At 63.0% G+C, this 20,494-nt stretch carries 18 protein-coding genes; 11 read left to right on the top strand and 7 right to left on the bottom strand.

All coding sequences use genetic code 11. The features are described from left to right. Positions 1-170 precede the first annotated feature (170 nt). The 10 genes from GA645_RS13635 (at position 171) to GA645_RS13680 (ending at position 10,407) form a co-directional block, all read left to right on the top strand. A complete protein-coding gene (locus tag GA645_RS13635) occupies positions 171-1,232 on the top strand; it encodes an aromatic ring-hydroxylating dioxygenase subunit alpha (protein WP_152223558.1) in 1,062 nt (353 codons plus the stop codon). Further along, positions 1,225-2,334 carry an FAD-binding oxidoreductase gene (locus tag GA645_RS13640; RefSeq protein ID WP_152223559.1) on the top strand — a complete coding sequence of 370 codons (1,110 nt, stop codon included), beginning with the start codon at positions 1,225-1,227 and terminating at the stop codon, positions 2,332-2,334. The genes GA645_RS13635 and GA645_RS13640 overlap by 8 nt, the downstream gene beginning before the upstream one ends. A 145-nt stretch (positions 2,335-2,479) precedes the next feature. Continuing rightward, positions 2,480-3,331 (top strand): transporter substrate-binding domain-containing protein, encoded by an 852-nt coding sequence (locus GA645_RS13645; protein WP_256676148.1) that lies wholly within the window; start codon positions 2,480-2,482, stop codon positions 3,329-3,331. Between the two features lie 72 nt (positions 3,332-3,403). Beyond that, complete coding sequence (locus GA645_RS13650; protein WP_152223560.1) at positions 3,404-4,150, top strand: ABC transporter permease; 747 nt, start codon at positions 3,404-3,406, stop codon at positions 4,148-4,150. 13 nt (positions 4,151-4,163) lie between these two features. Beyond that, positions 4,164-4,901 (top strand): ABC transporter permease, encoded by a 738-nt coding sequence (locus GA645_RS13655; RefSeq protein ID WP_218572359.1) that lies wholly within the window; start codon positions 4,164-4,166, stop codon positions 4,899-4,901. 5 nt (positions 4,902-4,906) lie between these two features. Continuing rightward, positions 4,907-5,683: an ABC transporter ATP-binding protein gene (locus tag GA645_RS13660; protein WP_152223561.1), complete on the top strand. Its 777-nt coding sequence runs from the start codon at positions 4,907-4,909 to the stop codon at positions 5,681-5,683. A 93-nt stretch (positions 5,684-5,776) separates the two neighbouring features. Continuing rightward, a complete protein-coding gene (gene hutH, locus GA645_RS13665) occupies positions 5,777-7,324 on the top strand; it encodes a histidine ammonia-lyase (protein WP_152223562.1) in 1,548 nt (515 codons plus the stop codon). A gap of 57 nt (positions 7,325-7,381) precedes the next feature. Next, positions 7,382-8,494, top strand: a complete 1,113-nt coding sequence (locus GA645_RS13670) for an S-(hydroxymethyl)glutathione dehydrogenase/class III alcohol dehydrogenase (protein WP_152223563.1) — start codon at positions 7,382-7,384, stop codon at positions 8,492-8,494. A gap of 19 nt (positions 8,495-8,513) precedes the next feature. Beyond that, on the top strand, positions 8,514-8,897 hold the full coding sequence (locus GA645_RS13675; RefSeq protein ID WP_152223564.1) for a VOC family protein: 384 nt from the start codon (positions 8,514-8,516) through the stop codon (positions 8,895-8,897). A 652-nt stretch (positions 8,898-9,549) separates the two neighbouring features. Next, entirely contained in the window at positions 9,550-10,407 is an 858-nt protein-coding gene (locus tag GA645_RS13680) for a hypothetical protein (protein WP_152223565.1), read from the top strand. A 156-nt stretch (positions 10,408-10,563) separates the two neighbouring features. Here GA645_RS13680 and GA645_RS13685 read toward each other — a convergent pair whose 3' ends face one another. Both GA645_RS13685 and GA645_RS13690 read right to left on the bottom strand, forming a co-directional pair. Beyond that, positions 10,564-11,562, bottom strand: a complete 999-nt coding sequence (locus tag GA645_RS13685) for a nitronate monooxygenase family protein (RefSeq protein WP_152223566.1) — start codon at positions 11,560-11,562, stop codon at positions 10,564-10,566. A 226-nt stretch (positions 11,563-11,788) separates the two neighbouring features. Next, positions 11,789-13,486: a SulP family inorganic anion transporter gene (locus GA645_RS13690; protein ID WP_152223567.1), complete on the bottom strand. Its 1,698-nt coding sequence runs from the start codon at positions 13,484-13,486 to the stop codon at positions 11,789-11,791. A 491-nt stretch (positions 13,487-13,977) separates the two neighbouring features. On the opposite strand from GA645_RS13690, the gene GA645_RS13695 reads away from it, so the two are divergent. Further along, positions 13,978-14,310 (top strand): potassium channel family protein, encoded by a 333-nt coding sequence (locus GA645_RS13695; RefSeq protein ID WP_152223568.1) that lies wholly within the window; start codon positions 13,978-13,980, stop codon positions 14,308-14,310. Between the two features lie 236 nt (positions 14,311-14,546). Here the strand turns inward: GA645_RS13695 and GA645_RS13700 are convergent, their stop codons facing one another. From GA645_RS13700 to GA645_RS13720, 5 genes are all read right to left on the bottom strand, one after another. Next, positions 14,547-15,203, bottom strand: a complete 657-nt coding sequence (locus GA645_RS13700; RefSeq protein ID WP_152223569.1) for a hypothetical protein — start codon at positions 15,201-15,203, stop codon at positions 14,547-14,549. A gap of 366 nt (positions 15,204-15,569) precedes the next feature. Then, positions 15,570-16,076, bottom strand: coding sequence for a ProQ/FinO family protein (locus GA645_RS13705; protein ID WP_152223570.1), 507 nt, complete (start codon positions 16,074-16,076; stop codon positions 15,570-15,572). A gap of 234 nt (positions 16,077-16,310) precedes the next feature. Continuing rightward, complete coding sequence (locus GA645_RS13710) at positions 16,311-17,609, bottom strand: cytochrome c (protein WP_152223571.1); 1,299 nt, start codon at positions 17,607-17,609, stop codon at positions 16,311-16,313. Between the two features lie 46 nt (positions 17,610-17,655). Further along, positions 17,656-19,905, bottom strand: coding sequence for a xanthine dehydrogenase family protein molybdopterin-binding subunit (locus tag GA645_RS13715; protein WP_152223572.1), 2,250 nt, complete (start codon positions 19,903-19,905; stop codon positions 17,656-17,658). Next, entirely contained in the window at positions 19,902-20,393 is a 492-nt protein-coding gene (locus GA645_RS13720; protein ID WP_152223573.1) for a (2Fe-2S)-binding protein, read from the bottom strand. Before GA645_RS13720 ends, GA645_RS13715 begins: the two co-directional genes overlap by 4 nt. Between the last annotated feature and the right edge of the window lie 101 nt (positions 20,394-20,494).

The following is a 20,494-nucleotide window of genomic DNA, read 5'->3' on the forward strand; positions in this document are numbered from 1 at the left end:
AGGGGGGAGGTGGCTCATCGTGGCTCCTGGACGCTCAAGAATCGTGCCTTTTATATTTTAGAAAATCTTAAATAAGCAACAGAAACAGACATCTATTCTTTTGAGTCTCGCGCTCCTACGCTCTCCATCAAGAAGCTCGCTTCGAATAACAACAAAAGGAGCCATGAGACATGTTCCTGAAAAACGCCTGGTATGCAGCCGCCTGGGACAATGAAGTGAAGCAGGCCCTGCATGCGACCATTCTGCTGGGTGAGCCCATCGTTCTCTACCGCAAGGCCGACGGAGCCGTCGTCGCTCTGGAAGACGCCTGCCCACACCGCAAACTGCCGTTGTCCATGGGGCGTCTGCTGGGTGATCTGGTCGAGTGTGGCTACCATGGACTGACCTTCGACTGCTCCGGCGCCTGCGTGAAGGCCAGTTGCGTGCCGCGGGTGCCGCAGGCCGCGCAGGTTCGCAGCTATCCGGTGGAGGAGCGCTACGGCCTGGTCTGGCTGTGGATGGGTGATCCGCAGTTGGCCGATCCGGCCAAGCTGCTCGACATCCCGGAGTGGGACGATCCGAACTGGGGCGTCAATCGTGGCGACTCGATGACCGTCGAGTGCAACTACCTGTACATGACTGACAACCTGCTCGATCCGTCCCATGTCGCCTGGGTACACCAGAGCACCTTCGGCATCTCGGCCTGCGAATCGGAGCCGCTGCAAACCAGGGTCAACGACAACGGCGTGGTGGTGTCGCGCTGGCTGCACGACATCGATGTCGCGCCGTTCTATCGGCAGTACCTGAAGTTCCAGGGCCGCTGCGACCGGCTGCAGTACTACGAGGTCCGCTACCCGTCCCACGCCATCATCAAGGGTGTGCACACTCCCGCCGGCAGTGGCGGAGACGGGGCGCCGATGCACGAGAAGGCGTTCCTGATGGACTCGTACAACTTCATGACGCCGGTCGACGAGAATCGCACCCGCTATTACTGGTTCCAGTTGCGTAACTTCGACGCCGACGACGAGGACGTGTCCCGCCGGTTCGCCGCCGACGTGCGCCGCGCCTTCGAGGAAGACCGCCTGGTGCTCGCCGCCGTGCATGCCGGGATGAAGAACCGCCAGACAGCGAACATCGATCTGGCCATCGACTCCGGCCCGCTGCGCTTCCGCCGAGGCATCGAGCGACTGATCCGTGAGGAGCAGGAAGCTGTCGAGCAGCGCAAATCCAACGAGATCGCAGTCCATGCATGAACCTATTCCTGCCACGAAGGGCTTCGCGCGCTTCCAGGTGACCGGGAAGGTACGGGAAAGCGCGTCGATCACCTCGTTCCTGCTCAAGCCCGCGATGAACGACGCGCGCGTGGAATTTCGCCCGGGGCAATTCATCATGGTGCGAATTCCGCAACCGAACGCTCCGCAGGTTCTGCGTGCCTACAGTTTGTCCGGTGACCCGGATGATCATTCGCAGTTGCGCATCTCGGTGAAGCACGAACTGCCCCCGGCGCATCTGCCCGACATGCCAGCGGGTATCGGTTCCAGCTTCCTGCACGATGCGGTGGAGATCGGCGGGGAGCTGGATATCGCCGGGCCGTCCGGTGAGTTTGTCCTCGACGAGAGCAGCGAACGGCCGGTACTGCTGTTCAGCGGCGGCGTGGGGCTGACGCCGATGGTGAGCATGCTGCATCGCCTGGCGACCCGATCGGCGCGCCCGGTGTACTTCATCCACGCCTGTGAGAATGGCGCCGTCCACGCGCTGCGCGAGGAGGTGCTGGAACTGGCAGCGACGCGTGCTGGAATCGCCGTGCACTTCTGCTATCGCGCGCCGACGGCGGAGGACCTGGAGCGCGGCCGTCACCATAGCTGCGGGCTGGTCAGCAAGGAGACCCTGCAGACATTGCTGCCGCTGGACGACTACGACGCCTACCTGTGCGGGCCGCGCCCGTTCATGCAGGCGAACTGGCGACTGCTGCGCGGCCTGGGCGTCGAGCGGGAGAGGATTCGCTACGAGTTCTTCGGCCCGGCGACCATTCTCGAGGCCGACGAGGCGCCAATCGCGCCGGCACCGGCGAAGCCGCAGCCACTGATCGATGGCGAATTGACGGTGCGCTTCGAGCCTTCCGGCCGCTCCATTGCCTGGGATGTGTCCTGCCCCTCGCTGCTGGATTTCGCCGAGCAGGCAGGGTTCGCTCCGCCTTTCAGTTGCCGCGCCGGCCTGTGCAACTCATGCCTGACGCCATTAGTCAGCGGCAGCGTCGAATACAGCGAAGCGCCGCTGATGGCCCCCGAGCCGGGACAGGTCCTGTTGTGCTGCGCGAGGCCGACCTCTCCGGTGGTGCTGGACCTGAAGAAGTGATGCCGGCGGTGCCGGTCGAAAATCGACCCTTTATGGATGGAACGCCTATCGACACGACCATAGTTCACGCAACAACCGACCTGTGATTTGCCTTGCCGCGCCTGCCCTTTACGACCCTCACCGGATTCGCATCGGAGAATTAAAAATGAAAAACAAGAAAGTCGGATTTGCAGCCTGCTCGTTGTTGATGATGTTCGCCAGCTACTCGCTGAGTCCCCTGGCCAAGGAACTGGATAGCATCCAGATCGCTACCGAAGGGGTTTACGAGCCCTGGAACCGCACGCTGCCCGATGGCAGTTTCGATGGCTTCGAGCCGGAAATGGCCAAGGTGCTCTGCGAGCGCATGCAGCTCCAATGCAAAATCGTCGCACAGGACTGGGACGGTCTGATCCCCGGTCTGCAGGCTGGAAAGTTCGACGTGGTGATGGACGCTCTCGCGATCAGCGAGACGCGCAAGAAGGTCATCGATTTCTCCCGCCCCTACACCAAGGCTCCCGCCACCTTCATCGCCCTGCAGTCCAGCGGCATTGACCTGGGCAAGGGGACCCTGCACCTGCGCGGCAATCCCGAAACGGATACGCCCGCCGTCGAGGAGTTGCGGAGCAGGCTCAAGGGCAAGCTGATCGGCATCGTCTCCGGCACGGTGTACAGCAAATTCATCCACGACCAGTTCGGCCAGGTGGCGACCATCCGTGACTACAAGACACCGCCGGAGCCGCTGATGGACCTGAAGAACGGACGGGTGGACCTGGTGTTCGAGGATCTCGGTTTTCTCGCCGGAGAAATGCAGCGGGCCACCGACAGCGGACTCACGCTGGTCGGCCCGGCGATCAACGGACCGATCTGGGGCGAGGGTGAAGCCTTCGGCATCCGCAAGGGCGAGCCGGAGCTCAAGGCCAAGCTGGATGCGGCAATCGCGTCGATGATCGCCGACGGCACGATCAATCGCCTCAGCACGAAGTGGTTCCATCACGACTTCACGCCACCCAGCCAGTGACCGGCTGATCCATCGGCGGGCGCCATCACGCAGGGTGCCGCGCCGATGGCGTGGGTACTCCCGCGGCCGCGCATGCCGGCCGCTCTCCTGACGCAGTTCTCGGTGGGTGTACACGTGATCGATTTGATTGGTTTTGGCGAGAAAGGCTGGGGCAGCGTGCTGCTCATGGCCGCGCTCATGACGGTGCTGGTGACGCTGGGCGCGCTGCTGGTCGGCGCCGTGCTCGGTGCGCTGGTTGCCGCGGCGAAGCTGCACCACAGCAGGCTGCTGCGCACGCTTGGCGATGCCTACACCACGGTGTTCCGTGGTGTGCCGGAGCTGCTGGTGATCTATCTCTTCTACTACGGAGGCTCGGCGCTGGTGAGCAGCGTCGGCCGGCTGTTCGGCGCCAGCGGCTTCATCAGCATGCCCGCCTTCCTGGTCGGTGCGCTGGCGGTTGGCGTGGTGTCCGGGGCCTACCAGGCGGAGGTCTATCGAGGTGCCTTCCAGGCGGTGTCGCGCAGCGAACTGGAGGCGGCCAGAGCGATTGGCATGCCGACCCTGCTGCGCTTCCGGCGGATCATCGCGCCGCAGATCCTGCGCTTCGCGCTGCCAGGGATTGGCGGGGTCTGGCAGATCAGCCTGAAGGATTCGGCGCTGATCTCCGTCACCGGACTGGTCGAGCTGATGCGCGCGAGCCGGGTGGCGGCCTCGTCCACCGGGCAGTTCGTACTGTTCTTCCTGAGTGGCTGCGCGCTGTACCTGATGCTCACCGCGCTTTCCAACCTGGTCTTCTCGCGCGCTGAGCTGCGAGTCGGCAGAACTTTCCGCCGCAGCTGAAAAGGAGCGGGCCATGTCCATAGATTTCGCTTTCCTCTGCGACACCCTGCTGCAACTGCTGCAGGCCTTGCCCACCACTCTGGCGCTGTTCGCCGCCTCGGTGGCCCTCGGCACGCTGCTGGCGATGCTGGTGGTCTGGGCGCGTGCAGGCGAGTTCGCCGTCCTGCGGCACCTCGCGCGCGGCTACATCTTCCTGTTTCGCGGCTCGCCGCTGCTGATCCAGATGTTCCTGCTCTATTACGGTCTCAGCCAGTTCCCGGCGGTGCGCCAGAGCCTGCTCTGGCCGGTGCTGCGCGAGCCGGCCACCTGCGCGGTGATCGCGCTGGCGCTGTGCACGGCTGGCTATATGGCGGAAATCTTCCGTGGCGGCCTGCTGACGGTGCCGGCGCAGCAGATCGAGGCCGGACGCGCAGCGGGGATGTCCGGCTGGCTCTTGGCGAGACGGATCATCATCCCGGTGGCGTTGCGCAACTGCCTGCCGGCCTATTCGACGGAAATCATCCTGATGATGAAGGCGACCTCGCTGGCGAGCCTGGTGACCGTCTACGAAGTCTCCGGCGTGGCGCAGCGAATCATTTCCGAGACCTATCGCACCATGGAGGTGTTCCTCTGCGCTGCGCTGATCTACCTGGTTCTCAACTTCCTGATCGTCCGCACACTGTCGCTGGTAGAGCGCTGGCTGTCCCCGAAGGCACCCGCTACCACCCGTCCTACAACAAGAAATTACGCACTTGGCGTGCGCAGAGGGTAACTGGCATGGCTACTGGCAACGAACCGATCCTGCAGGTGACGCATATCCGCAAGTCGTTCGGCGACCTCGAGGTGCTCAGGGGCATCTCGCTGGATGCCTACGAAGGCGACGTGGTTTCGATCCTCGGCTCCAGCGGTTCCGGCAAGAGCACCTTCCTGCGCTGCATCAACCTGCTGGAAGTCCCCGACGCCGGGGAAATCCGTGTCGCTGGCGAGCAGGTGGCGCTCAAACGCGGATGCAACCAGATGCTGGTGCCCGCCGACCGGCGCCAGATCGACCGCATCCGTCCGGAGCTGGGCATGGTGTTCCAGAACTTTGGCCTGTGGTCGCACATGACCGTACTGCAGAACGTCATCGAAGGCCCGGTGCACGTGCAGAAGCGCTCGCGCGCCGAGTGCATCGCCGAGGCGGAGGCGCTGCTGGAGAAGGTCGGCATGGCGGACAAGCGCAATCACTACCCGGCGTTCCTTTCCGGCGGTCAGCAGCAGCGTGTGGCCATTGCCCGCACCCTGGCAATGCGGCCACGGGTGATCCTGTTCGACGAACCCACTTCGGCACTCGATCCAGAACTTGTCGGCGAGGTGCTGAAGGTCATGCGCGGCCTTGCCGAAGAAGGCCGGACCATGCTGGTGGTGACCCATGAGATGGGTTTTGCACGCAACGTCTCGAACCGCGTGGTGTTCATGAACCAGGGGCAGATCGAGGCCCAGGGCACGCCGGACGAAATGTTCAGAGAGCAGCGCTCCGAGCGCTTCAGCCGGTTCATCCTGAGCCAGGCCTGACTCCCGACCAATCCCCTTGTTTTTTCGCCTGTCTTCGCACGGGACGGGCTTCCTACGCCCTGAAAAAGGCCAATGAGCAGAGAGAGCAACGCAATGCGCATTCACCCGAAAGACATTTCCAATGTGGTGCTGGACAACGCCAAACCCTCCATCGAGGAGGTCATCGCCGTCGCCCGCTACGGGGCCGAGGTGAGCTTCTCCGACGCCTATCGCGCCCGGGTCGGCCGCTCGCGCCGGCTGATCGAGCGCTTCCTCGACGAGAACCGCCTGGTCTACGGCGTAACCACCGGCTTTGGCGACAACGTGCGCCACGTAATTTCGCCGGAGGACGCCCAGGCGCTGCAGGTGAACATCGTCCGCTCCCATGCGGTGTCGGTCGGCGAGCCGCTCAATCGCGAGCAGGTACGCGCCATCCAGCTGATGATCCTGGTCAGTCTCGGTAAGGGTTACTCGGGCGTGCGCGTCGAGTTGCTGGAGCAGATCGCCGGCCTGCTCAACAACGATGTGCTGCCTTTCGCACCCGGCGAAGGCTCCGTGGGCTACCTCGGCCCGGAAGGCCACCTGGCACTGGTGTTGATCGGGGAGGGCAAGGCCAGCGTCGCCGGCGGCGAGTGGGTCGACGGTGCGACCGCGCTGCGCCAGGTCGGCATGCGGCCGATCTCGCTGCAGTGCAAGGAGGGCCTGGCGATGCTCAACGGCACCACTTCGGTGACGGCTATCGCCACGCTCGCCCAGTACAACGCCAACCAGGCCGCGCAGGCAGCGGACGTCGCCGCGGCAGTTTCGCTGCAGGCGCTGAAGGGCACCATTCGCGCCTTCGATGCGCGTTACCACTCGGTCAAGGCGCATGCCGAACAGGCGCAGACCGCCCAATACATCAAGCGCCTGCTGGATGACAGCCGGCTGATCGAGGAAAACATCGACTACCGCCTGCAGGACACCTACAGCCTGCGCGCCATCCCCCAGGTGCACGGCGCCTCGAAGAAGTTCATCACCTATGCCCAGACCTGCATCGACAACGAGATAGCCTCGTCGGGCGACAACCCGGTGATCTACCCGACCAGCGAGGACGATGGCATCGCCATATCCGGGGCGAACTTCGATGGCTCCTACATCGGCATCGCCGCCGACACGCTGTGCAACGCGCTGACCAACCTGGCGAAGATTTCCGAGCGGCGCACCGACCGCATGGTCAACTCGCACTTCAGCGAGATGCCGGCCTTCCTCGTGCGCAAGCCGGGCCTGAACAGCGGCTACATGATCATCCAGTACACCGCCGCCGGGCTGCTCGGCGAGATGAAGGTGCTGTCGCATCCGTCCACCATCGACAGCGTTTCCACATGCGGCAACCAGGAAGACCCGGTGAGCTTCGCCTTCAATGCGGCGATCAAGGCCTACCAGGTATCGCGCAAGCTGGAGTCGGTGCTGGCCATCGAGATCCTGGTGGGCTGTCAGGCGCTGGATTTCCACGACCTCGGCAAGGCCTCCAGCGCCACCCGAGCGCTCTATGACCTGGTGCGCAGCCGCGTGGCGCGCGCCGACGAGGACCGCGCCTTCTATCCGGACATCGTCGCGGTGACCGAGCAACTGCGCTCCGGCGAAATCCTCACCACCGTCGACCGCGTCCTCGCCAACCAGTGAACCCGTGCGGCCGTCCCGGACTACAGGCCGGGACGGCCCCGACCAGGAGATCCAGGCATGATCAAATCCCGAGCTGCCGTCGCCTTCGAACAACGGCAGCCCTTGCAGATCGTCGAGGTGGACGTGGCGCCGCCTGAAGCCGGCGAGGTGCTGGTGCGCATTGTCGCCAGCGGCGTCTGCCACACTGACGCCTACACCCTGTCCGGTGCCGATCCGGAGGGTATCTTCCCGAGCATTCTCGGCCACGAAGGCGGCGGCATCGTCGAGGCGGTCGGCCCGGGCGTGACGTCGCTGGCGGTCGGCGACCATGTGATCCCGCTGTACACACCCGAGTGTGGGCAGTGCAAGTTCTGTCGCTCCGGCCGGACCAACCTGTGCCAGGCGATCCGCGCGACCCAGGGGAGGGGCCTGATGCCGGACGGCACCACGCGTTTCTCCTTCGAAGGGCACCCGCTATTCCACTACATGGGCTGCTCGACCTTTTCCGAGTACACCGTGCTACCGGAAATCTCACTGGCGAAGATTCCCCGGGATGCCTCGCTCGAGAAGGTCTGCCTGCTCGGCTGCGGCGTCACCACCGGAATCGGCGCGGTGCTGAACACCGCCAAGGTGCGAGCGGGTTCCAGCGTGGCGATCTTCGGCCTGGGCGGCATTGGTCTGTCGGCAATCATCGGCGCAGTGAAGGCGAATGCAGGACGGATCATCGCCGTCGACATCAATCCAGCGAAGTTCGAGATCGCTCGCCAGCTTGGCGCCACTGACTGCATCGACCCGCGCGACTACGACAAGTCGATCCAGGACGTGATCGTCGATCTCACCGACGGGGGCGTGGACTATTCCTTCGAGTGCATCGGCAACGTCCAACTGATGCGCGCGGCGCTGGAGTGCTGCCACAAGGGCTGGGGCGAGTCGGTGATCATCGGCGTCGCCGGAGCAGGGCAGGAGATCGCCACCCGGCCGTTCCAGTTGGTCACCGGCCGTGTCTGGCGCGGCTCGGCCTTCGGCGGGGTACGCGGCCGCAGCGAGCTGCCGAGCTACGTGGAAATGGCGCAGAAGGGCGAGATTCCGCTGGACACCTTCATCACTCACACCATGGGGCTGGAGGACATCAACCAGGCGTTCGAACTGATGCATGCGGGCAAGAGCATTCGCAGCGTCATTCATTTCTAGTGACCAGAAGGAGAGATCAATGTCTATCTACACACATGTAACAGTTGGCACGAACGACTTGCCCAAGGCTCGAGCTTTCTATGACGAAGTCCTCGGCAAGCTGGGGATGAAGCGTCTCGCCGACCTCGGCGAGAACGGCTCCATCTGGGGCGTCGACGCCCCCTCGTTCTTCGTGCTCAAGCCCGCCAACGGCGCCCCCGCGACTGTCGGCAATGGCGTCACCGTGAGCTTCGAGGCGCCCGACCGGCCAGCCATCGATGCCGCTCACACGGCCGCCCTTGCCCATGGTGGCAGGGACGAAGGTACCCCCGGCCCCCGTAATTGGAAGGAAAACGCCTACGCGGCGTACTTCCGCGATCTGGATGGCAACAAGATTGCGGCGTACTGCTTCCAGCCGACTTGAACCTGGCCCGCTTGAGCCCAGTCCATCGATGGAAGTAGTGGCGCTGGATTGATCGGCCTCATGCCTAAGGCACGCCCAGGCCGCAAGATGGCTCAAGCAAAAAAATAGACCCCAGGTATTCAGCTGGGGTCTTGCCGCATCTGGAGACCCTGGTCCATTCACTGATGGTGAATGGACGATCAAGTCGAACGCTCAAGGTGGCGATGGAGAGACCGCCAGGACGGTTGGACTATATCTGCATCTGCAGCGAAGGGAGCGAGAACCGTGCGACTTCGGAAGTCGTGCTGCTGATCGATTGGCTGATCGAGCAGGTCAGGCGCATTCAGACATGGCCGCAATGCGCTGGAGTGGTTTGGCAGCCGCTTCTCGATAGCTTGTTGCGCAAGGCCCGATGGTCGCTACGGGCTGATAGCTGACCTCGATCAGCGCCCGCTTTCGACCCTTTGCGGACGGTCGTAGCTACCCGTTCTGTTCGTCACGCAACTACAAGGTGGCGATGATCTAGAATCGACTCAGTCATGCGGGTGAGCCTCTTATCGACACAGCGTCTTCACTACATCTAGCGCTGTTCGGGGCTCGAGCTCATCGCCTGCATAGTGAGCGACCCCAAAGGACATACGGGATCGCGTTATCCATTCATGAGGACGAATGCATGGGAAGAGCAGGGAAGCTGCTTCAGTTGCTTGGCCTGTCGCTATGGTTGGCCGGTTGCGGTGGGGGCGAGGATACGACCCGCAAGGCAGCGGAGAAAGTGGCGCCGCCGCCTGATGATCCGGCAGCAATGACGCCCTTGCAGCGAGCGCAAGCGGGTAAAGCCCTGTGGGAGGAAAAGTGTCGAACTGTGGCGGGCGAGAAGATCTACAAAACGGCATCAGACATAGATGGGGTATTGCTGCTCAAGGTACGCCCCAAAGCCTCGACCAACCAATGGGCTGATCCCAATTGGCCGGGAGCGGCCTTTGCGATTGAAGATCGTGTTGACGATTACATTAAGTCATTTCTCGGTTTTGAAATGGCCATGGGAGCCTTTGGCGCACCCAGGCCTATCACAAAGGATGATCGAGGGTTTATCAACACTACTTATAGCCCGGGCCCGAAGCAGTACCCCGGATACCGCTATGTCGATGTTGCTGATCCCAGTGATGGAAAGCGCTATAGATATCGATTAGGGATCAAAGTGGTACAGGGGTCGAAGACTGGAGAGCTTAGGACGTTCCTGGAAAAGACTTTGGCCCCCGAGCCTTCTCCACTCTACGGCGTTGATTACGAAGACCACGTCATTCCTGAGGATCGTGCGCTGGGAGTGGCCAGCAGCACAGTACGAGTCATCAACCTTAGGACCGGTGAAGTGCTGGGAGAAATGCTGCGCTATGCCTGGAGTACTCCAGCCTCAGGGGCGAACCCCAACCCTTGGCTGACCGCATATAAATGTCCCGGCCACGCAATGGGTTCGGGCGAGGCAACTCGTAAATTCGTCGATCAGGTGCTCATTCCAAGGAAGGACCAGTAAGCCTTCCAGGCTGGTGCACCTGAGCGATACGAAGTCATGGCGTGTCGATCCGGGTGTCCGCTATTGGCCGATAGCTGCCGCTGGTGTTCGGTAGCTACCAGGTCCATCAACAAGTGCCGCTTGGTAGTGAGTGCCCGGGCTCTGATCGCCGGCGGCCTAGGTCTCGCTGCGGAGGTCTTCCATGCGCCGCATTGCCCGTTGCGCGTCGTCCATAACCTCATCAAAGATGGCTTCCACGGATTGCACGGCGTCAGCAAACACGACCGATGGGCCGTAGTCGAGCATGCCCAGGCGGCTGTCGCCCGTCAGATAGGCCCGGGTGGTCAGCGTCCCCATGACATGGGGGCGATAGCGCTCGAAATCGCGTGCACCTGCTGCGTCCAGGGCCGCAACGGATTTGGCGCTTTCATTGTTCAGCACCCTGTGATGCTGCCGCAGGCCGGTCTTCACGACGACGCTCTCCGTTCCGTCGCTCCGGACCAGTCGATCCTTGTAGTCGCGGTGAATCCACAACTCCTCCGCTACCAGCATCCGCGAGCCCATCAGGACGGCATCGGCCCCCATCATCAGCGTCGCAGCCAGTTGGCTGCCGGTTCCTATCCCGCCACCAATGGCCAGCGGGATGGAAACCGCTCTCGGTGCATGGGCGGCCTGGACCATGCTGCTGATCCCATAGATTCCTGGATGGCCTCCACAGTCGTTACCCACAACGATCACTGCGTCCACGCCAAGCCGGGCGACGGATCGGGCGTAACGAACGGCGGGAACCTTGTGCAGGACCTTGATACCCGCTTCACGCAAAGCCGGAAGAACACCCTCGGGGCTCCCGCCTGAGGTCTCGACGCAAAGAACCTCTTCTTCAGCGAGAATCCTCACCTGTTCCTGTAAACGATCAGTCGCCTCGGCTTGGCCTGAAATGTAGAGATTCACGCCAAATCCCTTGCCGGAAGTGAGCGCACGGCATTTGCGCAATTGCGCGCGAAACGCTTCCGGATCGGGGAAGCCGGCTGCAACGATGAACCCCATGCCGCCGGCGTTGACGACGGCCGCCACGTAGTTCGCATCCGATACGCCAGGCCCCATGCCCCCGCAAAGGATGGGATGGCGGATACCGAGCATCTCGGTGATGCGGGTTTTGAAAAGCGGACGTCGCATGGAGACTCTCCGACTCAATGACGAAACCAGGGGCGGCTGATCAAGCCGGGTGGGGCCGCGGGCACCGAGACCGATGAGCGAGCCGTGCACAACTGAATGGCAACGATCTTATAGCTGAACAAGTGTTCAGCAGTAAAGTGCGGCGAAGACAGCCTTCAAGCGGCTGTTCGGTGGGAAGCTTGCGACCCGAAGCGAGACTTGCCACCGTCTTCGAAGTGCGGACGACTCACTGGGAAGCCTGGGCATAGCGGTCATAGGCGCTCAACAGATCTTCCAGCTGCGGGAAGACCGCTTTTTCTCCCAGCAATTTCTTGATGTTGTAGCGGGAGTGATCGGCCACATCCTCCATGACATTGACGAGTAGCATGCGCACGCCCTGGGCCTTCAGGGTGCTGGCCAAACCACGGATGGTTTCCGCGGCCGAATAGTCGACATCATCGATCGCCGAACAGTCGATGCAGAACCAGCGCAAGCCCGGCAATGCCTGCTCGACCAGTTGAGTGACTTCCTCGGTCAACTGGCGGGTATTGGCGTAGTAGATGCTGTGGGTGAAGCGGTAGATGAGCAAGCCCGGCCTCGCCTGGGCGCCGCTGGACAATACAACGGGGTGCAGTCTCCCAGCCCGGGAAGGAGCCAGCAGCGCGTTCTTCGGGTGATAGCCCCGGCGCAGGTGATCGATGATTGAAAGCAGCATTGCCAGAATGACGCCTTCTTTCACCCCCACAAGGACTACGGTGATGAGGGTAATCAGGGCGACCCAGAATTCATCTGGCCGCTCCTTGTGGATTTTCTTCAGGCTTTTGAAGTCAGTCAGCTCGATGCCGATCATGAATACCACCGCTGCCAGAACGGCTTCCGGCATGTAGGCAAGGGGTGCGGTGAGGAACAGCAGGACCATCAGCACGATCATTGCCGTTACCAGCAGCGACAGTTGGCTTCGCCCACCCGCGCTATCGACCATCTGTCTCTTGGTCGGGCTGCCATTGACCACGAAAGTCCCCGACAGCGCGGCACCGATATTGGCGATCGCCAGACCGACCAGATCGATATCTTCACTGAAAGGCTCGTTGTAGCGACTGGCGTAGGCCCGCGAGGTAGCAGCGCTCTGGGCGAGAATCACCACGAACATGGCAAAGGCCGTTGGCAGCAACTGGCCGAGCAGATCCAGACTCCATTGCACCTTGGGCAGGCCGATGTGGGGAAGCCCGCTGGGTACCGGGCCAAGAACCGGCATGTAGGCGGCGAAGTTCAGCATCCAGCTGAGCGTGATGGCGCCCACCACGGCAATCAGCGCTCCAGGAATCCGGTGGGACAGCTTCCTGCATCCGAGGATCACGACCAGCACCAGAACGGCGACGACAAGCGCATGCCAATTGAGCTGGTGCAGTCGTTGCACCGTTGACCAGAGCTTGCCCAGCACACCGTGACCGTCTCCCGGCAAGCCAAGCATGCCGTCCAGTTGCCCGAGTGCGACTTGAATCCCGACACCGGTCAGAAAGCCGACGAGGACCGTGCGTGAAAGGAAGTCCGCCATGAACCCCAGGCGCACCAGTCGAGCCAGGATCAGCAGGCCGGCGGCCATGAGTGCAAGCAGTTCGGCAAGCGCCAGGTATTCATCCGACCCGGTTGCAGCGAGCCCCACCAGTGCTGCTGAAAGTATCGCGGCGGTCGCTGAGTCGGCGCCAACCACCAGATGCCGCGAGGAGCCAAAGAGGGCGAACAGAACCATGGGGATGAGCATGGTGTAGAGGCCGGTTACGACGGGCGTCCCGGAAATCTTGGTGTAACCCATGACTTCTGGAATCGCGAGTGCGGCCAGGGTGAGGCCCGCTACCACCTCAGCGGGAAACTGCTTCGGATTCAATGGAAGCAGGCCCTGGAGAATGGGGAGGTGGATGCGTTTGCTCTGGTGGGTCTTGTCCATGTTGCGTATCCGCTCCGGGGCTGGTCACGTGATGCCAACCGTTGGGGCGCGTGCACCCATGTGTTCCCCCCAAGGACGAGGCGTTGCGGGGGGGGGGCGGATGCGTGCGGCCACCGAGCGACTGGATAATCGCTGTAGTGCGTCTCACATTAGATCAACTTCCTGCTGGCAGCTTGCAGGGCTTCCTTGCGCTCCGGCTTGCTCGATGACGCCGCAATGCGATGACATCGGCTCTTGCCCTCGCAGCGCTGTGCTGACGTCCACGTTCCACACTATCGGGGCGGGGAGCTTGGAACTGTGCTCAAGGGCCGAACACCTACGCCAAGGCCCCGCGCCATCGCTCGGCGAATCGGATTGGCGCTGTGATTCCCAACGATAATTTGCGCACCTGTCGAGTGGGCGGCAATCAGCCTGGCGTCATCGAGGCTGCTGGCTGGAGCACAGCCAGGGGCGCGTCAAGAAAGACACTTGCACCCTTCACGGAGTCTCCCATGCGTGCTTCGAAACATTTGAAACACGAATTTATCCGTGGGTTCTTGCGCGGATTGAGCGTCGTCTGGCCGATCATATCGCTGCTATTGGTATTCATGGCCCTGCTCGGCCTGGTCGTGGGGCAGGTGGAAGGTTGGCCTGTGGGAGACGGCCTGTACTTTTCCTTCGTTACCGGCTTGACCATTGGATACGGCGATCTGGTGCCCAAACATGCGTTGGCTCGATTCCTGGCCATCGTGATCGGGATGTCCGGCATCGTCATGACTGGTCTGATCGTTGCTGTTGGCGTCCACGCGTTGCGCGGTGTGCTGGAGGATGAAGGCACCCGCTAGCCAAGGATCGCGCGAGCACTGCGGGCTCAGGCGGGCTTGATCCGGGTTGCCGGGCGTCCGCTTCTGGCGGATTGCAGGCTTTCGCGATCGGTCTATTTCCTCCCTGTCGTGCGGCCGATTCGTGCGCCTTATGGTGGGCCGCTTCCGACCCATAGCGGTCTTTTGCTAGAGGCCACTATCGGCCAGAGGCGGATACCAAAGCCTATGGTTGGACAGTAGCTATTCACTGCGCTGCTTCAGTGTTTCGGCAAAACCTGTGTTCCCTCTCCAATGAGGTCGTAGAGCCGGGGCAAATTATCCACCGCATCGGGCGCTCCGCATTTCAAGGTGCGCACTGCCGACGAGTTCCAAGGATCGGACGCGTACACCGAAATTTCACGGTCAACTTCGTACTCGCCATTTTCATTGGAATGGCGCCCGCTCAGTACCGAGTAATAGAAGGTGCCAGACCTGAAAAATAGCGCGTTGTAGAACTGCCCCCCGCCGTCCCCATAATTGGAATTCACGTGCTCCATTTGGAAGTGGCGCACGGAATCCTCTCCCAATGAAGGGTACGAAAGCTCCACGTGCCGCAGTGTACCGAATCGATACTGGATCGCTGTAACTGTCTGGTCTGCCGCAACGCCACAAACTGACACGAATTTCTCGGACCGATCGATCTTGCAATTGAAAAACACATCTTCGCCTGTACGACACAGATTCTTCGCCTGAACGCTGCCACCAGCGAACAAGCACAGTACGACTGTAAAAAGAAACTGTCGCGCTATCTCTCGACGGCAGAATGCAGTAGTGCTGATGCGTCTACTGATCCGATTGTTTACACAACTATAAGTACGCGACAGAAGTGACGTAATACTTTCCGCTATTTGTGTCACATAACGTTCCTTGTCCATGTGTAACCCCTGGAGCGAACTGTGCCGAGCGCTGGAGGCGCGACATGGGCAAAAGAGAAGAATCGACAAGACCCGCCCCGAGAGTACGAAGTCGTCGGCAGCGTGTCTACGTTCGGGTACGGGTAAAGCGCCTCGCCCATCAGCGTCCGCTTCTGGCCGATAGCTGCCGTTAACCGACAGGATCGCAACCGCAGGTGAAAGTCCGCTTCCACCCCGAAGCGGACTTTCACATCAGGCTGCTACCGGCCAGCAACCCCCGTCGAATCTCCTCGCCAGCACATCACGCGCCCATCGAGCGAGTGGGCAGGTACTCACGCACCTTGCCAGTGATCCAAGGGGGGGGCACGAAGCGGTGTGCGGCTGAACTCAGTCCGCGGCCTGTTCCGCTGAGGTATCGGCGGCGGCCGGGGCCGGCGTTTTTGCCTTCGCGCGATTTCGTCGGTCCTGGCTACGTTGCCGCGCAGCCTGCTGCTTCGCATGCAGCGCCTGGGCGGCCGTCACAGTGCCGGCGGCTTGACCGCTCAAGTCCAGGCGCGGCGCATTTTCCACCATGCTTGCCCAGTAGCGAGTGCCCCGGCACCAGGTAGATATACCCAGCTTGAGCTGTTCGCTGGTTATTCCGAGCAGCTCCAGGTGTTGCTCGGCATCCTTGAGAATGCCCTCCTTGAGCGGAACCTTGGGGGCCGGATTGACAGGGAAGGCCAATGGGAAATGCTTCTGTAAGCGCCAGATCGCTTCCACTGCCGGGTCCTGGTCACGAGGCTTTGCCTGCGGGGCGGACTTGCGCTTGAGGTGTTTGGCCTTATCGGCCTTTGCCTGCTCTTTTTCAGCCCGCAGGCGGTCACGTAGATCAGCTAGTTGTTCAAAACCCATCGTTCAATTCACAGCTTCGAGGTTGATTTCGTGGTGCAAGGTTAATCCATGCAGTCCTTGGGAGCATCTAAATAAGGATAAAACGCCTCTGGTTTCGCGGACATACGATGAGCGCTCCTGGCCGATAGCGGCCAATCAGGCAACCGCCGCCTTGGGCTGCCTCCGACGGATGGGCGCTCAGGGCGGCTCGATCATCCCCCGTCTCCGACGGGCTCTCCAATCTCGCGGAACCTGTCAGTGGGCGCTTTCCTGGCGCAGCGTGGCGCTGCGGGCCGCGAGGTTCTGCCAGGCCGGTTTCCGGGCGAACTGCTCGCGCAGGTAGCTGGCGAGATCGGCGACCTGCTGGTCGTTCAGGCTGTGGCGGAAGCCCGGCATGTAGCCCAGGTCTCCCCGGGCCGGTTCGTGAATCCCGTCGAGGATGATCCGCAGCAGGTTGTCCGGGCTGTCGTCATGCACGCTGGTGTTCAGCGCCAGCGACGGACGCACGCCGAACAGCTTCGGGCTGTCGCCATCGTGGTGGCAGGCCATGCAGGCGCCGGAGAAGATCCGTGCCCCCGAGCCGGCGACTGGCCGCAGGCCGCCGTAGCTCTGCTGGTTCAGGTGCTGGGCCTGTTCCTGGTCGGTATTCGTCGGGCCTGCGGCCGAATGGGACGCCATGTAGTGGGCGAGGGCGCGCAGGTCATCTTCGGATTGTACCGACAGGCCATCACCCACGACGGGGCCCATCGGGCCGGTGGCCACCCCGTGGTAGGCCGAGTAGCCGTGGCGGAAATAGTCGTAGAGGCTTTCCCTGTTCCAGGCGATGGGGGCGGTCGACTGCCGGTTCAGCGCCGGCGCGTTCCAGCCCTCGGCCTGTCCTCCTGCGAAGTGCGCGACGCCGGTCTTTTCCGCGCCGAGTGCATTGCGCGGGGTGTGACAGGCGCTGCAGTGGCCGAGTCCTTCGGCGAGGTAGGCGCCGCGGTTCCACTGGCTGTCGCGGGCAGCGTCGTTCTGATAGACGCCGGCGCGGAGGAACAGCAGGTTCCAGCCGGCCATCAGGATGCGCTGGTTATAGGGGAAGGGCAGGTGGGTCGGCGGATTGTCGGTCTTCACCGCTGGCTGGCTCATGAGATAGGCGTAGATCGCCCTCAGGTCTTCGTCGCTGGTGCGGGTGAAGGCGGTGTAGGGGAAGGCCGGATAGAGGTAGCTGCCATCCTGGGCGACGCCATGGCGCATGGCGCGCTCGAAGGCGGGATAGGACCAGCCACCGATGCCGGTCTCCCGGTCCGGGGTGAGGTTGGTGCTGTAGATGGTGCCGAAGGGTGTCGGCAAGGGCAGCCCGCCGGCATTGCGCGGCCCACCCTTGGCGGTGTGGCAGACGGCGCAGTCGCCCAGGGCCACGAGACGCTCCCCACGGGCGACTTCATCGGCGCTGAACTTTGCCGGCGCGCCGCTCAGCGGCGCTATCGCGGGTTTCCATGCGTAGCCCACTGCGAAGGCGCCCATGACGGCAACGAGGCCGATGGCCCAGAAGCCCAAGTGTGCTGTTTTCATTTGTCAGTCATCCACTGCGTGGGCGCCTTGGCACCCTGTAAAGGAGTCATGCCGAGACCTTGCGCAGCGCCGCGAGGACGCGCTCTGGGGTGAACGGAACCTTTCGCAGGCGGGCGCCGGTCGCATCGAAGATGGCGTTGGCAATGGCGGCGGCGCTGGGGACCGAAGCGGATTCGCCTGCGCCCATGGACGGCTCCTCCGGGCGGTCGAGCAGCAGCACGTCGATCTCCGGCAGGTCCGGGAAGCCGAGGATCGGGTAACCGCCCCATTCCAGACTGGTCACGCCCTGGCGGTCGAAGGTAGCGAACTCCTTGAGCACCCGGCTGGTGGACTGAATCACGTTACCGTGCACCTGATGGAGTACCCCGGCGGGATTGATCATGCGCCCGGAGTCCTGGGCTACCCAGACCTTCACCACGCGTACCGCGCCGTTCTCCGGGTTGACCTCGACATCGGCCACCCAGGCGGTCCAGGCCGCACCGAAGCCGGGGAACTTGCTGTGGAAGTAGCGCGCATAGGCAAAGCCGCGGCCCTTCAGCAGCTCGCCCTTGGCCGCCGGCGGCCTGGGGGATTGGCGCGGCTGCCAGTCGGCGCGCTTGACCAGCGCGTCGATCAGCGCCAGGGCTCGGTCGTCATCCAGGTAGCGGCGCCGGTAGGCAATCGGGTCGACCCCGGCCATGTGCGACAGTTCGTCGATGTAAGACTCGTGGGCGAACACGTTGGGCAGCGCCGATACGCCGCGCATCCAGGAGGCCCGGACAATGGGCGCGGCGTCGTTGGCGATGACCCGCATGTGCGGATAGTGGTACTGCGGAATGGCGGTACGGTCGCCCATGTCCGCCACCTGGGAAACGGCCGGGATGCGCCCGGTGAGGAGCAGGGCGAGGGTGGGAGCGCCGTTGGAGGGGTAGCAGGTGGCAAAGTCGTAGGCGGCCACCTGTCCCTGCGCGTCGAGTCCGCCACGGATCTCGACCAGTTGCGCGGTGCCCTTGGGTTCCCAGCCGTGCTCCTGTTCGCGCATCAGCTGCACCCGCACCGGCTTGCCGACTGCCTGGGCGAGCAGGGCGGCGTCGGCGCTCACGTCATCGGCGCCGTTGCGGCCATAGCAGCCGGAGGCTTCCATGCGAATCACCTCGACCTCGCTGGCATCGCGCTTGAGCAGGGTGGCCAGGTCGTTGCGCAGGTCATGCGGATTCTGCGAACCGGACCAGACCCGCACCACCTTCTCGTCGACCTGGGCCAGGGCGCAGGAGGGGCCGATGGAGGCGTGCAGGTGGAAGGGCCAGACATAGGTGGCCGACAGGGGCTTGGCAGTATCCTTGAGAATCTGCTCGATGTCCTTCTCGTCCTTGAGCATCCGGGGCCGCTTGGGATGCTGGCGCAGGGTCTCTTCGAGCTGCTCGAGGCCGAGCGGCGGCAGGCCCTGCCAGTCCTTCCAGCTGACCTTGAGCTGGCGGGCCGCGCGGATGGCCTGCTCCTCGCGCTCGGCGACGACCCCGACGAAGTCGCCGATCACCACCACCTTGATCAGGCCGGGCAGGTTGGCCACGGAGGACTCATCCACGCTCGCCAGGCTCTTGCCCAGCGGGGCGGTGGCGTCGGCGCCGGTGTAGGGCGGGCGGACTACCCGACCGTGGACCATGCCGGGCACGCGCATGTCGTGTACGTAGATGAGCTGGCCGGTGAGCTTCGCCGGGATATCCACGCGGGGGATCGGCTTGCCGACCAGACGGTACTCGCTGCTGGGTTTCAGCGGCACCTTGGCATCGATATTCAGGTTGAAATGCTGGCCGCGTACCAGCTCGCCGTAGCCGATGCGCTTGCCTGGAGCGCTGGCGACGAAGACGAAGCCTCCTGCGGTCCGCAGGTTCTGTGGTTCCGCCTTGAAGCGCTCGCCGGCCTGGCGCAGCAGGAACTGCCGGGTTGCCGCCGCGGCCTGGCGCAGCGGCACGGCGCTGACCTGGATGCTGGCGCTGGCGATAGTAGGTCCCTGGTTCGGGGTGTGTCGGGTATCGCCAAGCACCATCTCGACCTGAGCGAAATCGACGTCCAGTTCATCGGCGACGATCTGCATCAGCGCGGTGCGGATACCGGTGCCGAGGTCTACGTGGCCGCAGAAGGCGCTGACCTTGCCGTCGGCGCCGATGGCGATGAAAGAGTCGACCTGGTCAAGTGGAATGTCGGCGGCGGTGCTGGCATTGGCCAGGGCCAGTAGCGGCGCCGGCAGGTTCACCGTCACCAGCAGCGCGCCGCTGGCCTTGAGAAAGGCCCGGCGGGAGAGGGCGGAGGGACTCATGAGGTGGCCTCCTTCTGCGAGGTGCCCAACAGCTCGATTGCGCGATGCACCGCCGCCAGAATCTCCATGTGCGTTCCGCAGCGGCACAGGTTGTACGCAAGTTCCTGGCGAATCTCGCTTTCGCTGGGCGCCGGATTACGGTCGAGCAGGGCTTTGGTGGTCATCACCATGCCGTTGATGCAGTAGCCGCACTGGGCGGCCTGGCACTCGATGAACGCCCGCTGTACCGGGTGTGGCCGCTCGACTGTGCCCAGCCCCTCGAGGGTGACGATCTGACGGCCAACGGCCGCCTTGGCGGGGGTGATGCAGGAGCGCGTCGCCACGCCGTCCAGCAGGACCGTGCAGGCGCCACACTCACCCAGGCCGCAACCGAACTTGGGACCGTTGAGTTGCAGGTCGTTGCGCAGGATATACAGCAGGGGGGTATCGGCATCGACCTCAAGGGTCTGGGACTGGCCATTGACGGTCAGCGCAAGGCTATCGCTCATAGCGGGTCTCCCGTACGTTCCTGGCAGGCTGGCGCGACGGTTCACCAGACCAACCTCGCTGTAGCCAACGCCGGTCCAGTCGGCAGAAGGCTCAGGAAGTC

Origin of the sequence: Pseudomonas sp. SCB32 (assembly GCF_009189165.1) — a bacterium.
GTDB lineage: Bacteria > Pseudomonadota > Gammaproteobacteria > Pseudomonadales > Pseudomonadaceae > Pseudomonas.